Source organism: Streptomyces sp. NPDC058401 (assembly GCF_042722885.1).
Taxonomy (GTDB): domain Bacteria; phylum Actinomycetota; class Actinomycetes; order Streptomycetales; family Streptomycetaceae; genus Streptomyces.
Genome location: NZ_JBHXKA010000037.1, coordinates 1 through 14,640 on the forward strand (window position 1 = coordinate 1; position 14,640 = coordinate 14,640).

Here is a 14,640-nt window from a genome sequence, read left to right on the forward strand (position 1 = left end):
GGCGCGGAGCCGGGTCGAGCCCGCCGCCCCGCGGCACCGGCCCCAGCGGCCCCGGCGGGCCGCGCCGAAGAAGCCCGCGGCGCCCGCCGCGAAGGCCCGCCGCACCCGGCCCGCGCCGAACCGTACGTACGACATGGCGCCGCTGTGCGCGGCGGCCCGGGGGACGGTGGACCCGGCCATCGTGGCGCTGTGCCACTGACGGCGCCGTCCGTGACCGCGAGGCAGGCGGGACTTTGCGGACCACGCCCCAGGCTTCGCCGGCACCCGACCGTGCTGCCACTGACCGCGTGGCGCTGCCGGGTGCGGGACGCCGGATTCGCTTGGATGGGCCCGGCGGACCCCGACCGGGGACCCGCCAGCCTCCATCTCCAGGAGTGGCCATGGCGAAGATCGCTCTCTTCGGCGCGACCGGCACGATCGGATCCCGTGTACTGCACGAAGCACTCGGGCGCGGACACGAGGTCACGGCCGTCGTGCGCGATCCCGCGCACTTCGCCGAGTCCGAAGCCAGCTCCGCGGACATCTCCGTCGTACGCGGCGACGTACTCGACACCGCGTCCGTGAGCCGGGCGGCGGCCGGTCAGGACGTGGTGGTCAGCGCGTACGGTCCGGGCTCCGGGGATCCCGGCACGCTCGTCGGCGCGGCGAAGGCCCTGATCGGCGGCGTCCAGGCACTCGGCGAGGACGGCCCCCGGCCGCGCGTGCTCACCGTCGGCGGTGCGGGCTCCCTGCGCACCCCCGGCGGACCGATGGTGTGGGACCAGGCCGGGATTCCGGCGCCGATCGTGGCCCTCATGCACGCACACGGGGACGCCCTCGACTTCCTGCGGACCGTTCCGGTGGAGGAGGTCCACTGGACCAACCTCAGCCCCGCCGCCACGATCGAGCCGGGCACCCGCACGGGCACGTACCGGCTGGGGCTCGACGACCTGGTCGTGGACGACCGCGGCAACAGCCTGATCTCCACGGAGGACTTCGCGGTCGCCCTGCTGGACGAGATCGAGCGCGACGCGCACCCGGGCAAGCGGTTCACGGTCGGTTACTGAGCCGCCGATATTCGCTGGTCCGGGCGGGTTCCGCCTCCCTAGAGTGACCGGGCACCAGCCTCGGCCCGCAGGGAGCGGATCATGCGTACGCACTACCCCCGGACCCCGCACCTGCCCTGGTCCCCGGGTGCGACGTCCGACGACGAGCGGACCACCGGGCCCGGCATGCTGGCCGGGTTCGCCGGGCGCGAGGTCGTGGTCACCGAGAAGCTCGACGGTGAGAACACCACCCTGTACGCCGACGGACTGCACGCCCGGTCGCTCGACTCGGGCCACCATCCGTCGCGGGCCTGGGTGAAGGGCCTGCAGAGCCGTATCGGCCCCGGGATCCCGGCCGGTTGGCGGGTGTGCGGGGAGAACGTCTACGCCCGGCACTCCCTCGCGTACGAGGAACTCGACGCGTGGTTCTACGGGTTCTCGGTGTGGGACGGCGACCACTGCCTGGACTGGGACCGGACGGTGCTCTTCCTGCGCGGTCTCGGGGTCCCGGGACCGCGCGTCCTGTGGCGCGGGGTCTTCGACGAGCGGGCACTGCGCCGGCTCCGGCTCGATACGGCGCGGCAGGAGGGGTACGTCGTCCGCACCGCGGCCGGCTTCGACCGGGCCGACTTCGGGCGGTGCGTGGCCAAGTGGGTGCGGGGCGGGCACGTACAGACGGACACGCACTGGATGTACGCCCAGGTCGTGCCGAACGGGCTCGGTCCGGCGGCCGCCCTCTGGGACGCCCGGTCGGGCGCGGATCCGGACCCGGCGGGGCTGCTCCGCGCGGTGGGGGCGGACATGTCTGACACCGCGGACACGGCGGCCCTGGCGGTCGCGGCCGCGGGAGTCGAGCGGGCGGTCGCCGAAGTGGCGGACCGCATCGACGGGCTGGGCGTGCGCAGGTCCGGCGAGGCGCGGCTGGCCGGGATCCTGGCCGCGGCCCTGCACGGCGTACCGCGGGCCGTGCTCGCGGCCCGGCTGGCGGCGGGCCCGCTCGGGATGGCCACCGCACGGCGGGTCGCGGACCTGGTCGGGCTCTACCCGGCGCTGCGCCGGCCCTTCCCCTACCCGGACGCGGAACGGCGGGCGGGGCTCGTACGGATGGCGGAGGCGGCCGATCTGGGGGTGCTGCACGCGCTGGCCGGGGCGCTCCCCGGGTCCGGCGGTGGCGGCGAACGGGGCGACGGGGCCCGCGAGTGCGTGGAGTGGTCCGCGCTGCACGCCGAGGAGGCGGGGCTGCTCGGGCCCGCACCGCTGGAGCCGCTGCGGACCGGACTGCGTGAGGCCCTCGCCGGAGCCGGCATAGGCGACGGGGTCGGGGCCGGGGACGGCCGTGGGGATGCGACCGGCAGTGGGGACGGAAACGGCGGCGGCGGTACGGGCGGTGACGCCGCCGACCGCTGCTGGGCCGAGGCGCGCCTCGCCTACGGCCGGGGCCGACTGACCGGCGCCGAGGAGGCGGTCGCGGCGACCTGGCGGTGGCGGGACGGCGCTTCCTTCCCCCGGCTGGTGCAGCTCTGCGGGCCCTCGGGCAGCGGGAAGAGCACGTACGCACGGAACCTGACCGGGGTGGAGGCCTACATCAGCCTCGACGACCTGCGCGGTGCCCGGGGTTCCCGCGCGGACCAGCGGGACAACGCGGACGTGCTCCGCGAGGGCCTCGACCGGCTGGACTCCGCACTCGCCTCGGCCGCACGGCGAGGGGGCACGGTGGTGTGGGACGCGACCTCGCTCACGGCCCAGCAGCGCGGGCTGGCCGGTGCGGTCGCCCGGCGGCGTGACGCGCTCGTCACCCACGCCGTACTGCTGGTCGAGGAGGCGGAGCTGATGCGCCGCAACTCCGCGCGCACCCACCCGGTGCCGGAGCAGGTGCTGGTCTCCCAGCTGCGCCGGTTCGTCCCGCCGTATCCCGGTGAGGCGCACCGCACCTGGTACATCGGGGCGAGTGGAACCGTCGAGGACACGGCGGGCACGATCGGTAAGGCAACCGGTACGACAACCGGTACGGCAACCGGCACGGCCATCGGCACTGCGACCCGTGGGGAGGGCTGATGCGTACCAGCGAGGAGCTCTACCACCAGGTCCGCTGGGACCCCCGCTTCGATCCCGCCCGCTTCACGCTGGGGCTGCTGCAGCGCGGGGCCGCGCCGAAGCGGGTGCCCATGCCGTCCTTCGTGCCCGGCGGCGACATCCCCTGGCACCGGGTGCTGTTCGTGGAAGCCGACGGCGAGCTGGTGTGGGACCGGGCGACGGGCGTCGACATCATCGACAGCACGGTGGCCGGTCGGGTCCGCGACCCGAGGCTGCTGCGGGCGCCGTTCTTCACCGCACGGACGCCGTACGCCTGGGACGCGTCCGGCGACGGCGCGTGGCGGGCCGCACCCGAGGGGGCGACCTCCGGAACTCAACGCCCTTCAGTCGTCCGCCTGTTGACATGGAACACGCTCTGGGACCGGTACGACGCTCCGCGCATTGCCACGGCACGGCGCAGGCCGCTGCTCCTGGCCGACCTGGCGGCCGCCGACGCCGATGTGATCGCCCTCCAGGAGGTGGAGCGGGAGCTGCTCCGCATGCTGCTCGCCGAGCCGTGGGTCCGGGCCGGCTACACGGTGGCCGCGGACCCGGGCGGCCGGGACGTGGCGGAGAGCGGGCTGCTGGTGCTGAGCCGGCTGCCGGTGCGGGAGGCCGGCGTTCACGTACTGGGTCCGCACAAGGCGGTCGTCGCCGTGACCGTGGAGACGGCGGGCGGCCCGCTGGTGGTCGCGGCCACGCATCTGACGAGCGACCACACGGAGCGGGGCGAGGACCGGCGCACGGCCGAACTCACTCGCCTTTCCGAGGGGTTGGCGGGTATCGAGGCGGCCGACGTGATTCTCCTCGGAGACTTCAACGACGGCCGATCGGGAGCCGCGGGACCGGCCGTGACACTGGGACTCCGGGACGCGTGGACCGAGGCGCACGGCCCGCGGGACGACACCCCGACCTTCGATCCGGTCGCCAATCCCCTGGCGGCCGTAGGGTCGTTGACGGGCCGGGCCGCCCGTCTGGACCGGATCCTGCTGCGGTCGGCGGAAATCCGCGTGACGGAGGCCGCACTACGCGGCAACTCCCCTTCCCCGGAAGACCTCTTCATCTCGGACCACTACGGGGTCGAGGCCACTCTGGACCTCACCCCGGCCGCCGACGGGGCCGCGGTCTCCGGGCACGCGGTCCTGGACGTCCAGCCCACCGCACGGACGGCGGTGGCCTGGCTGCCGCCGCCCGACGAGGCCGTGGAGGCGCTGCGCCGCGCACACGACCCGCAGGCGGAACGCTGGCCCGCGCACGTGAACCTGCTCTTCGGCTTCGTACCGGAATCCTCCTTCGACGCGGCCCTGCCCCTGCTGGCCGAAGCGGCCGCGGAAACGCCCGCGTTCACGGCGCGACTGGAGGGCGTGCACGCCTTCGGCCCGACCCTGTGGCTCGACCCGGCCGCGGCCGGTGACGCCCCGTGGCAGGAGCTCCGCCGCGCCCTGGCCACCCGTTTCCCCGGCTGCCCGACCCGGGCCGAGGGCTTCACCCCCCACCTGACCCTGGGCCGCAGCCCCGATCCCCACCGCGCGGAACGCGAGTTCGCAGCCCGCCTCGGGGCCGCCCGGCCGGCCCGCGTCACCACACTCGCCGTCCTGTCCCGACGCGGAGACGGCCCGATGCAGATCCGCGCCACAGTGGAACTCGGCACCGGAAGAACCCACTGGCTCCCCGAACCACCCCATCCCACGACACCCCGCGGCGCCGGAGGCGATGGGTCGGATCTCGCCGCCGCCCTCGTTGAGCGGGTTGGCGCGGCGCTGCCCGAGGGGGTGGTGCACGTGGTCGGGTCGCGGCAGATGGGGTGTGCGCCGGCCGGGGCCGATCTGGACCTGGTCGTGGCGCTGCCCGGGGCCGTCGACCTGGCGGGGGTGCGGGCGCGGGTCGCGGCGGCGGTTCCCGAGGCGGTGCGGCTGCGCGAGGTGACCGGCGCCCGGGTACCGGGACTGCGGTTCGGCGTCGCCGGACTGGACGTGGACCTCGTGGTGGTCGCCACCGGGTCGGTGCCGCCGGAGCGGGCCGTCGCCCGGCGGGCGGAGCTGGGCGAGGCCGCGGCGGTGGCGCTGAGTGCGGTGAGCGACGCCGAGGCGGTACGGGAGTTCGTGGGCCCGGAGCACGCGGCGTTCGCCCGGCTGGCGCGCGAGGTCAAGGCCTGGGCCAGGTCCCGGGGTCTGGACTCGGCGCCCTTCGGCGGACTGCCGGGACTCGCCTGGTCGGTGCTGGCCGCCCGCACGGTCCGCTCCGCCCCCGACCTCTCCCCCGGGCCCCTGCTGCGCACCTTCTTCGCCACCTGGGCCGCGTGGGACTGGCGCACCCCGGTGACCCTGGACCGGCCGCAGGCCGCGCCCGCACCGGAGACCGCGACCGCGACCACAACGGCAGCGGCAACGGCAGCAACGGCCTTGCAGGGCGCCGCCGGTGACCCCGTCACCGTGCTGACTCCCTCCGCCCCGGTCCGTAGCTGTACCGCCCAAGTCACCGCCGGAGTAGCCGAATTGCTCACGCGCGAGCTGTTCACCGCATGGGAGGCACTGGAGGAGAGCCCCACCGTGCGGCTCGCCGACGCCGTCGCCGCTCCCCCGCATCGACGGAACGCCGCCTGGGCCGTGGTCACCGTGACGGGTTCGCGGACCCACGACTTCGAGGACAACCTGGGCCGCACCCGAGGGCGGCTGCGCGCCCTGCTCGGCGCCCTGGCCGAGGCGGGGTGCACGGACGCCCACGCCTGGCCCCGGCCCTTCGAGCGGACCCCGGTCCTGGCCCGCTACGCGATCGGCCTCGGCCACACGCCGCCGGACGCACGCACCCTGGCGGCCCTGGCCGCACCCTGGTCGGCGACGCTCCCCGGCACCGAGGTGACGTGGGCTGACTGCGGGACCGTCCCCGACCTTCCCTGACGACAAGTAACGAACGCACGAAGGCTGCGGGCCAGCCATCGGACCCCACCCTCCGAACGTCGCGAGCAGCCCCGACCAGAGCTCCGCCTCGCCCAGGGCGTGCCGTACGGATCAGACCGGACCGTGGTGGCGGGCACCGCGGGCCGGTCCTCCCCGACCCGAACGGCACGCCCTGACGGGCACGGCGAGACGGAGCGGTCAGAGCCTCAGTAGAGTCCCGTGAAGTTTTTTCGTCAATACTTTTCACAAGGATTGAAGAAACTCCAAGTTCACAGGCCTGATGCGCGTTTGACACGTCATTGGATCTTCAGTTCATGAACGCTCAAACCCTTGACGGCCCCGGCGCCGGGCAGTTCACTCACGCTTCGATCCCCCCGGATCCACAACGTCAGGAGTAGCCCCGCATGCCCCTCCTCTCCGCCCACCCACCGCACCGGGCGCATCGTGTCTCGCGTCCGTCCCGGCTGACCGTGGCTTCCCTCGCCGGCGTCCTGGTCGCGGCCCTCCTCGCGCTCCTGCCGAGCACCGCGGCAACCGCCGCCCCCACGCTCCTCTCCCAGGGCAAGCCCGCCACCGCCTCCTCCTCCGAGGGCGCCGGCACCCCCGCCTCCGCGGCCGTCGACGGCAACAACGGGACGCGCTGGTCGAGCCAGTTCTCCGACCCGCAATGGATACAGGTCGACCTCGGTGCGGCCGCCCAGCTGAGCCAGGTCGTCCTGCGCTGGGAGACCGCCGCCGCGAAGGCGTACCGCGTCGAGCTGTCCACGGACGGCGCGAACTGGTCCACGGCCTACTCCACGGCCAACGGCACGGGCGGCGTGCAGACCCACGACATCACCGGCACGGCCCGCTACGTCCGCGTGTACGGCACCCAGCGGACCACCGGATACGGCTACTCCCTCTGGGAGTTCCAGGTCTACGGGACCACCGGCGGCACCGGCCCGCAGCTCCCCGGTGGCGGCGACCTCGGCCCCAACGTGATCGTCTTCGACCCGTCCACGCCGAACATCCAGGCCAAGCTGGACGAGGTCTTCGCGCAGCAGGAGTCGGCGCAGTTCGGCTCCGGGCGCTACCAGTTCCTCTTCAAGCCGGGCACCTACAACGGCCTCAACGCCCAGATCGGCTTCTACACCTCGATCTCCGGCCTCGGGCTGAGCCCGGACGACACCAACATCAACGGCGACGTGACCGTGGACGCGGGCTGGTTCGGCGGCAACGCCACCCAGAACTTCTGGCGTTCGGCCGAGAACCTCGCGCTCAACCCGGTCAACGGCACCGACCGCTGGGCCGTCTCCCAGGCCGCGCCGTTCCGCCGGATGCACGTCAAGGGCGGCCTCAACCTCGCCCCGTCCGGCTACGGTTGGTCCTCGGGCGGCTTCATCGCCGACTCCAAGATCGACGGCCAGGTCGGCAACTACTCGCAGCAGCAGTGGTACACCCGTGACAGCTCCATCGGCGGCTGGTCCAACGGCGTCTGGAACCAGGTCTTCTCCGGCACCCAGGGCGCACCCGCGCAGAGCTTCCCGGAGCCGCGCTACACCACCCTGGAGACCACCCCGGTCTCGCGGGAGAAGCCGTTCCTCTACCTGGACGGCTCCGAGTACAAGGTGTTCGTCCCGGCCAAGCGCACCAACGCCCGCGGCACTTCCTGGGGCAACGGAGCCCCGCAGGGCTCCTCGATCCCGCTGAGCCAGTTCTACGTGGTCAAGCCGGGCACCACCGCCGCCACGATGAACCAGGCGCTGGCCCAGGGCCTGCACCTGCTCTTCACCCCGGGCGTCTACCACGTCAACCAGACCATCCAGGTCAACCGTGCGGACACGGTCGTCCTGGGCCTCGGCCTCGCCACCATCATCCCGGACAACGGGGTGACGGCGATGAAGGTCGGCGACGTCGACGGGGTCAAGCTCGCCGGTTTCCTGGTCGACGCGGGCCAGGTCAACTCTCCGAGCCTGCTGGAGGTCGGCCCGGCCGGCACCACCACGGACCACGCGGCGAACCCGACCACCGTGCAGGACGTGTTCATCCGCGTCGGCGGCGCGGGCGCCGGCAAGGCCACGGTCGGCATGGTGATCAACAACCACGACACGATCGTCGACCACACCTGGATCTGGCGCGCCGACCACGGCGACGGGGTGGGCTGGGAGACCAACCGCTCCGACTACGGGTTCCGCGTCAACGGCGACGACGTCCTGGCCACCGGCCTGTTCGTCGAGCACTTCAACAAGTACGACGTGGAGTGGAACGGCGAGCGCGGCCGCACCATCTTCTTCCAGAACGAGAAGGCGTACGACGCCCCCAACCAGGCCGCGATCCAAAACGGTTCGGTCAAGGGGTACGCCGCCTACAAGGTCGCCGACTCGGTCAACACCCACGAGGGCTGGGGCCTGGGCAGCTACTGCTACTACAACGTGGACCCGACGATCCGTCAGGACCACGGCTTCCAGGTCCCGGTGAAGCCCGGCGTGAAGTTCCACGACATCCTCGTGGTCTCGCTCGGCGGCAACGGCCAGTACGAGCACGTCATCAACAACACGGGTGCCCCGACCTCGGGCACCTCGACCACCCCCTCCACCGTCGTCTCCTTCCCCTGATCACCCCCTGACGCCCGGTTCGCGGGGCGGCCACCGGCCGCCCCGCGTTTTCCGGGGCACGTGAGAGAGCGCTCTCCCACCCCGCGCCCTCCCCTCCCCCTCCCTCCACAAGGAGCTGAACGAACGATGCATCTCCGACCGCGGACCCTGTCCGCGCTCCTGGTCTCGGCGGCCATCGCCGTGACCGCGGCCGCCGGCCTCGGCGCCACCACGCTCACCGCACAGGCCTCCCCCGACTCCGGCGCCGTCCACATGAACATGGACCACTCCGCCGTGGCGGCGGTCGCCGGGGGCGACGACCCCGACGGCGACGGCTACATCCCGGCCGTTCCGCAGGTCACCGGCGTGACCCCGTCCTGGAACAACCCGCCGGACCGCTACTTCCACGAGTTCCAGGCGAACTGTTCGGTCACCAAGACCGCGCCCGACGACCCGATCGTGTACGCGGGCCGGCCCGGCGCCTCGCACGACCACACCTTCATGGGCAACACCGCCACGGACGCCAACAGCACCACCGCCTCCCTGAGTGCCGGCAGCACGGCCTGCACCGCGGTCGGCGACCTGTCCGGCTACTGGATGCCGACGCTCCTCAACGGCACCCAGAAGGTCCTGCCCACCGGCCCCCAGACCATCTACTACAAGACCGGGGTCACCGACTACACGAGCGTGCGCCCGTTCCCCAAGGGTCTGCGCTTCGTCGTCGGCAGCCCGACCCAGACCGCGGCGGAGTTCCGCGCGCACAAGGGCTGGGTCGAGGGCTGGGAGTGCGGCGAGAGCTTCAAGAACACCGAGTTCCCGGCCAACTGCCCGGCCGGATCCCAGCTCAACATCCGTATGCAGTCCCCGAGTTGCTGGGACGGCAAGAACCTCGACGTCCCGGACCACAAGGCGCACATGGCCTACCCGGTCACCAAGCCGGGCAACAACGACAACGTCTGCCCCGCCTCCCACCCGGTCGCGGTCCCGATGGTCGAGTTCAAGATGGCCTTCCCGGTCAGCGGTGACATGTCGCAAGTGAGGCTGTCCAGCGGGTCCGGCCACACCTTCCACTACGACTTCTTCAACGCGTGGGACGAGCGCACCCTGAACGCCATGGTGGAGCACTGCATCAAGGGCGGTCTGCAGTGCAACAACCGCGGCTACGACCAGTTCCACCCGGAGGCCGGTACCGTACTGGGCCCCGACGGCCGCCTCCCGTAGGCGCCCGCTCACCCGTTGGGCCGGTGCGCACGCCCCGGCCCGACCCAACGGGGCACCGGCTACTGCCTGTTCCGGTTCGGGCCTGCGCCTGATCCCCGGCACGACGCTCCCGCACGTTCCGCGCGCCGCCCCGAACCAACCCGGGCGGCGCGCGGTTGTGCGTTCGCACGCCTACGGCGCAGCCGCGTCCGCGGCGCCGGGCTCAGACCTCCAGGACGATCTTCCCGGCGGTGTGTCCCTCCCGGCTGAGCTCGAACGCGGCCGCCAGCTCCGCGAGCGGGAAGGTCTCGGCGACGGTGACGGTGAGCTGCCCGGCGTCGGCCAGCCGGCCCAGCTCGGCGAGGTCGGTGCCGACGGGGCGCACCCACATCCACTGGCCGCCGGAGCCCAGCACGGTGTGGTCGGCGATGGAGGCGTGCCGGCCGCCTTCGGCCAGTACCGCCAGGGTGGTGTCGAGGACTCCCCCGACGAAGTCGGCGACGACGGTGACCCCGTCGGGTGCGAGGGCGCGGACCCGCTCGGCGAGGCCGTCGCCGTACTCGACGGGTTCGCAGCCCAGCTCGCGCAGCCGGTCGTGGTTGCGCGCGGAGGCGGTGCCGATGACGCGCGCGCCGAGCGCCCGGGCGATCTGCACGCCCAGGGAGCCGACGCCGCCCGCGGCCCCGTGGACCAGGACGGTGTCCTCCTTGCCGGTGTCCAGACGCGTCAGCAGCTGGTAGGCGGTGAGGCCGGCCAGGGGCAGCCCGGCGGCCTGCTGCCAGGTCAGGGAGGCGGGCTTGGGCGCGAGGGCCCGTACGGGAACGGTGACGAACTCGGCGAAGGTCCCGCCGTGCACGTAGTCCTTGCGGGCGTAGGCGACCACCTCGTCGCCGGCGGTGAACTCCGGGGTGTCGATGCCCACGTACTCGACCGTCCCGGCCACGTCCCAGCCGGGGACGACGGGGTACACGACGTCCATCAGGCCGTCGAGACCGCCCGCCATGATCTTCCAGTCGACGGGGTTGACGGAGGCGTACCGGACCCGGACGAGGACCTCGCCGGGCCCGACCTTGGGTACCGGGATCCGGGTCTCGGAGAGCACCTCCACTCCGCCGTACGTGTCGTACGTCATCGCCCGCATGGTGCCCTCTTCGTCCTCGGACATACCTCTCGCCTCTCCGTGAGCCGTTCACCTGCCCCCGCCCCCCATCCCACCACGAAGCACCGTGCCCGTCCCGGGAGGAGGGGCGGGTGCGGCGCGGCGCGCAGGAGGGGGGCCGGTGGACCCGGGGAATTAATTTAGGACGTGAAATAAGCGGCGGCGAAGGATCGCGCCCGGCGGTTCCGCACGGTATGTTGCGATCGATGTCAGGGGCGGAAGGAGTCAGATGACGACGGGGCGCAGTGGACGTACGGTGCGGGACCTACGCAGGGGCAACCGCAGCGCCGTGCTGCAGCAGTTGTACTTCGGAGGGCCCCTGAGCCGGCAGGAACTGGGACCCGCGACCGGGCTGAGCTCGGGATCCGTCAGCAACGTGGTCGGCGAACTCGTCGCGGACGGACTGCTGGAGGAGGCCGGCATCGTCGACTCGGACGGCGGCCGCCCGCGTACGCTGCTGCGCGTCGCGCCCGGCAGCGCGCACATGATCGGCATCGACGTCGGCGAAACCCGGGTCAGGGTCGAGCTGTTCGACCTGACGCTCACGGAACTGGCCCGCACCGAGCTGCCGTTGCAGCCGCGCGGCTGCTACGACGTCGGCCCGATCGTCGACCACATCCGCAGCGGGATCGCCACCGTCCTGGAGCGGGCCGGGATCGGGCCGGACCGGCTCCTGGGGGTCGGAGTCGGAGTACCCGGCATCGTCGACCGCGACGCACCGGGCGGAACCGTCGTCCACGGGCAGACCATCGGCTGGGACGCCGTCCCGCTGGAGGCACTGCTGCGCGCGACGGGAGCCGTACCGCCCGAGGTCCCGTACATCATCGACAACGGTGCGCGCACGCTCGGCCAGGCGGAAATGTGGTTCGGCGCGGGGCGCGGGGCCCGGGACGCCGTGGTCGTGCTCTTCGGCTCCGGCGTCGGAGCGAGCCTGATCACCGACGGTTCCCCGGACTACGACGCCACCGGGGGCGCGCCACTGGAGTGGGGCCACCTCACGGTGCAGGTCCGCGGCCGGCGCTGCCGCTGCGGGGCACTGGGCTGCCTGGAGGCCTACACGGGGGCGGAGTCGCTCCTGGCGCGGTGGGCGGAGCGGGGCGGCGGCGGGGTGACGGCGGCGGTCGGCGGGGACGCTTCCGTCGGGGACGCTTCCATCGGGGACTCGGCCGCCGGGGGCTCGGCTGCCGGAGACGCCGTCGCCGGAGACGTCGTCCCCGGGGGCGAGGAGGACGCCCTGGCCGCGCTGCTGGCGGCGGCCGGCGGCGGGGACAAGGTCGCGCTCGACCTCCTGGACGAGACCGCGGAGTACCTGGGTGCGGGCCTGTCGGACGTGATCAACCTCTTCCAGCCGGAGCGGATCCTGATCGGCGGCTGGGCGGGCCTGATGCTGGGCCCGCACATCCTCCCGGCGGTACGGGAACACGCGATGCGCTACTCGCTGCGCCATCCGGCGGCGCGGGTCACCATCGAGATGGGCTCCCTGGGCCCGGACGCGGTCACGGTGGGCGCGGCGACCCTCCCCCTGGCGGCCTTCTTCGCCGCGGGCGGCCGGCGCACCCCGCCGGAGCCCGCGACGGAGGCGCCGGGCTGGCAGACCTCGCTCCAGACCCGCGGCGGCCCGACGCCGGCCGGGGGGTAGGCGGCGGGGCCCGGCCGGGGCGGGCGGTACCGGGGCGCTACTCCGGCGTCCACCCGGCCAGGGAACACAATGAAAGCCAACTGAGCGGAGCTGAGAGCCCGATGATCCTCCCGAAGATCCGGGACCCCCGTTTCGTGACGATCCGCCGCGGCGGGACCCTCACCGACCCGGACCATCACCTCCTCGCCCTGTGGGCGGCGTCCTGCGCGGAACACGTCCTCGGCCTGTTCGAGTCGGCCCGGCCCGAGGACCCGCGGCCGCGCCGGGCGATCGAGCACGCTCGCGCCTGGGTGCGCGGCGAGGTCACGATGACCGCCTCGCGCGCGGCGGGCGGCCATGCGATGGGCGCGGCCAGGGACTTGCGCGGGGCGGCCCGGCACGCCGCGTACGCCGCGGGCCAGGCCGGCGCGGTCGCCCACGTAGCCGCACACGAGCTCGGCGCCGCCGCCTACGCGGTCAAGGCCGCCCGCGCCGCAGCACCGGAAGGCGAGGGCGAGGCGGCGGGCCGCCGGGAATGCCGGTGGCAGCGCGAGCAGCTCCCGGAGCCGATCCGCGCCCTCGTCCTGGACGACCAGCGGCTGCGGAACGACATCTGCTGGTCGGCCTTCGACTGCTGAGCATCCCGCTCCGGGCCGCGCGGCGGCCCTGATCTCCCGCACGCCGTCTACCCGTTGGGCCGCACCAGCACCCGGTCGCGGCCGACGTCGAAGCCGATGAGCGGGCGGCTGCCCTCCTTGTCCCCCTCCGAATCCAGCACCACGGGCCTACGCAGCCTGCGGCCGACCGTACGGAGGAACCGGCAGGCTCACGCCGAGTCGCGGACGACCAGTTCCGGGTCGAAGAGCACTGCCGCCGGGTCCGCCGGGGCCGTGCCGGTGATCCGGTCCAGGAGGAGGCGGACCATTTCCGCCGCCATCTCCTCGACCGGCTGGCGAACCGTCGTCAGGCGGGGTCTGGCCGCCACCGCCGCGCCGGAGTCGTCGAAGCCGACCACCGCCACGTCCTCGGGGATCCGGCGGCCGTGTTCGCGCAGCACCAGGCAGGCGCCCTGGGCCATCAGGTCGTTCGCCGCGAACACCCCGTCCAGGTCCGGGCGTTCGGCCAGCAGTGCGCGCATCGCCTGCTCGCCGCCGTCCAGCGTGAAGTCCGCCTCGGCCACCCGTACCGCCGTTCCGTCCAGGGCCTCCCTGAAGCCCGCCACCCGGTCCCGGCTCGCCGGGACGTCCGCCGGGCCGCCGATCGCGGCGAGCCGCCGGCAGCCCCGGGCGAGGAGGTGCCGGGCGGCCAGCGCCCCGCCCTCGCGGTGGCGCAGGTCGACCCAGTCCAGCGGAACCCCGGGCGCCGGCCGGGCGAAGAGCACCGCGGGCAGACCGGCGCGGGCGAGCAGCTCGGGCAGCGGGTCCCGGCCGTCGGTGGTGACGAGCAGCGCCCCGTCCGCACCGCCCTGGGCGAGGTACGCGACCACCTGCGCGCGGTCCGCCTCCCCGTCGGCGAACAGCAGCACCGGATGCACCCCGCGCGGGCGCAGGGCCCGTACGACCCCGCTCACCACCCGCCCGAAGAAGGGGTCCTGGAACACCCGGCCGGTGTCGGCTCCCGCGCCCGAGACCACCAGCGCCACCGCGCCCGAGCGCCGGGTCACCAGCGAGCGGGCCGCGCGGTTCGGTACGTATCCGGTCGCGGCGACGGCCTGCTGGACGGCCTGCTGGATGGCGGGGTCCACGTTGCGGACCCCGTTCACCACGCGGGACACCGTGGCCCGGGACACCCCGGCGGCCCGTGCCACGTCCTCCAGGGTCGGGGCCGGGCCGGTGCCGGTGGCCGTTCCGGTGCCGGTGGCCGTGCCGGTGGCCGTGTTCGCTGCGTCCATGTCGGCACTGTAGTCGCCCGCGCTCACGCCCCTCCCGGGCCCCGGCCGCACCGGCGGACCCCCGGCCCGGAGGACCCGTACGCACGGGTGCGCGCGTGGATCCGTACATGCGCCGCCATCCGCTCGGCAGCGTGCTGCGGGAGTCCGTTCGTGCTCGTCCGGCAGGTGGTCGCGGTGTAGCCTGCGGCGATCCCAGGTGTGGGC

The 14,640-nt window shown here is 73.8% G+C and carries 9 protein-coding genes and 1 pseudogene; 8 read left to right on the top strand and 2 right to left on the bottom strand.

The genetic code is table 11. From position 1 onward, the window contains the following. The 6 genes and pseudogenes from ACFWNV_RS16235 to ACFWNV_RS16260 all read left to right on the top strand — a co-directional run. Positions 1 to 199 (top strand): annotated as a pseudogene (locus ACFWNV_RS16235) (hypothetical protein); the annotation flags it as partial. 181 nt (positions 200 to 380) lie between these two features. Further along, positions 381 to 1,046, top strand: coding sequence for an NAD(P)-dependent oxidoreductase (locus tag ACFWNV_RS16240; RefSeq protein ID WP_383946632.1), 666 nt, complete (start codon positions 381 to 383; stop codon positions 1,044 to 1,046). 81 nt (positions 1,047 to 1,127) lie between these two features. Beyond that, positions 1,128 to 3,080 (top strand): RNA ligase family protein, encoded by a 1,953-nt coding sequence (locus ACFWNV_RS16245; protein WP_383946635.1) that lies wholly within the window; start codon positions 1,128 to 1,130, stop codon positions 3,078 to 3,080. Further along, positions 3,080 to 5,995: a poly(A) polymerase gene (locus tag ACFWNV_RS16250; protein WP_383946638.1), complete on the top strand. Its 2,916-nt coding sequence runs from the start codon at positions 3,080 to 3,082 to the stop codon at positions 5,993 to 5,995. The genes ACFWNV_RS16245 and ACFWNV_RS16250 overlap by 1 nt, the downstream gene beginning before the upstream one ends. 404 nt (positions 5,996 to 6,399) lie before the next feature. Then, complete coding sequence (locus ACFWNV_RS16255; RefSeq protein ID WP_383946641.1) at positions 6,400 to 8,589, top strand: discoidin domain-containing protein; 2,190 nt, start codon at positions 6,400 to 6,402, stop codon at positions 8,587 to 8,589. 126 nt (positions 8,590 to 8,715) lie between these two features. Continuing rightward, the gene (locus ACFWNV_RS16260) at positions 8,716 to 9,789 is read left to right on the top strand and encodes a DUF1996 domain-containing protein (RefSeq protein WP_383946643.1); all 1,074 of its coding nucleotides are present in this window, start codon (positions 8,716 to 8,718) and stop codon (positions 9,787 to 9,789) included. A gap of 202 nt (positions 9,790 to 9,991) precedes the next feature. On the opposite strand, the gene ACFWNV_RS16265 is transcribed toward ACFWNV_RS16260, so the two are convergent. Next, a complete protein-coding gene (locus ACFWNV_RS16265; RefSeq protein ID WP_383946784.1) occupies positions 9,992 to 10,909 on the bottom strand; it encodes an NADP-dependent oxidoreductase in 918 nt (305 codons plus the stop codon). Between the two features lie 247 nt (positions 10,910 to 11,156). On the opposite strand from ACFWNV_RS16265, the gene ACFWNV_RS16270 reads away from it, so the two are divergent. Both ACFWNV_RS16270 and ACFWNV_RS16275 read left to right on the top strand, forming a co-directional pair. Then, complete coding sequence (locus ACFWNV_RS16270; protein ID WP_383946646.1) at positions 11,157 to 12,566, top strand: ROK family protein; 1,410 nt, start codon at positions 11,157 to 11,159, stop codon at positions 12,564 to 12,566. A gap of 101 nt (positions 12,567 to 12,667) precedes the next feature. After that, the gene (locus ACFWNV_RS16275; RefSeq protein ID WP_383946649.1) at positions 12,668 to 13,183 is read left to right on the top strand and encodes a putative immunity protein; all 516 of its coding nucleotides are present in this window, start codon (positions 12,668 to 12,670) and stop codon (positions 13,181 to 13,183) included. Between the two features lie 188 nt (positions 13,184 to 13,371). Here the strand turns inward: ACFWNV_RS16275 and ACFWNV_RS16280 are convergent, their stop codons facing one another. Then, entirely contained in the window at positions 13,372 to 14,436 is a 1,065-nt protein-coding gene (locus tag ACFWNV_RS16280; RefSeq protein ID WP_383946652.1) for a LacI family DNA-binding transcriptional regulator, read from the bottom strand. Positions 14,437 to 14,640: the final 204 nt, after the last annotated feature.

Coding starts and splice junctions, on each gene's coding strand:
- ACFWNV_RS16240 (WP_383946632.1), top strand. CDS start 381: ATGGCGAAGATCGCTCTCTTCGGCGCGACCGGCACGATCGGATCCCGT.
- ACFWNV_RS16245 (WP_383946635.1), top strand. CDS start 1,128: ATGCGTACGCACTACCCCCGGACCCCGCACCTGCCCTGGTCCCCGGGT.
- ACFWNV_RS16250 (WP_383946638.1), top strand. CDS start 3,080: ATGCGTACCAGCGAGGAGCTCTACCACCAGGTCCGCTGGGACCCCCGC.
- ACFWNV_RS16255 (WP_383946641.1), top strand. CDS start 6,400: ATGCCCCTCCTCTCCGCCCACCCACCGCACCGGGCGCATCGTGTCTCG.
- ACFWNV_RS16260 (WP_383946643.1), top strand. CDS start 8,716: ATGCATCTCCGACCGCGGACCCTGTCCGCGCTCCTGGTCTCGGCGGCC.
- ACFWNV_RS16265 (WP_383946784.1), bottom strand. CDS start 10,909: ATGCGGGCGATGACGTACGACACGTACGGCGGAGTGGAGGTGCTCTCC.
- ACFWNV_RS16270 (WP_383946646.1), top strand. CDS start 11,157: ATGACGACGGGGCGCAGTGGACGTACGGTGCGGGACCTACGCAGGGGC.
- ACFWNV_RS16275 (WP_383946649.1), top strand. CDS start 12,668: ATGATCCTCCCGAAGATCCGGGACCCCCGTTTCGTGACGATCCGCCGC.
- ACFWNV_RS16280 (WP_383946652.1), bottom strand. CDS start 14,436: ATGGACGCAGCGAACACGGCCACCGGCACGGCCACCGGCACCGGAACG.